Below are 698 nucleotides of genomic sequence, written 5' to 3' on the forward strand. Positions count from 1 at the left end.
CTGCATCTAGGGTATTCCAGCTAGTCCTGCAGGAATACGAACGATCCCCCATGCGCCAGGGATTTGCCGAAAGCATCGAGCTAGCATGGTTCAACGATGGCCTATCTGGTCGGTCCGTGGACATGAGCGAAAAGACGTTCCAGCGGGGCCTTAAAGAGCTTCTGGCCAAGCAATTTCTGGCCCCCCGCACCCCATCCACTTTTTGGGTCAATCCGGCCCTATTCTTCAAGGGTGACCGCGTAAAGTTCATCACCGAATATCGTAGAAAAAGCTCGAGGAAGCCATTGAAGCTTCCGAGGAGAATTGATGATGATCGATTACAAACCACATTTCAGGCGCTGATACCCTCGAAGTAGTGGAAAAAACTAAACTTTAACGGAAGAAATGGTATGGAAATTGGGAAAGGACACATCTTCGGATGGTTTGGTAACACATTCTTATTTTTGTTCATAACAGTCGCTGGTGCTTTAATGTTTGCACTCCCGACTTTTATATTTATATTCATATTTTGGACCTGGGCAACAGCTTGCGCCGTTACACTATGGATCACCACACCGTGCGCCGCCATATTCGCTGCTATTTATCTCTGGATTCAGCGTATGGCTACCGAAACTGCTAACAACGATGTGACAACCATTAATAGCTTTATGGAAACCACGCAATTCCAGCCATTTAAAAGCTTTCAAAGTGCTAATGGC

The 698-nt window shown here is 46.6% G+C and carries 2 protein-coding genes; both read left to right on the forward strand.

Annotation, left to right across the window (positions count from 1 at the left end):
• A partial coding sequence (locus tag GHN86_RS23015; RefSeq protein WP_267129148.1) for a hypothetical protein occupies positions 1 to 356 on the forward strand: 356 nt, incomplete at its 5' end.
• 33 nt (positions 357 to 389) lie between these two features.
• Positions 390 to 698: hypothetical protein (locus GHN86_RS23780; protein WP_228389650.1), on the forward strand; the 309-nt coding region annotated here is incomplete at its 3' end.

The organism is Pseudomonas helleri, assembly GCF_009600315.1.
In the GTDB taxonomy this organism is placed as follows: domain Bacteria; phylum Pseudomonadota; class Gammaproteobacteria; order Pseudomonadales; family Pseudomonadaceae; genus Aquipseudomonas; species Aquipseudomonas helleri_A.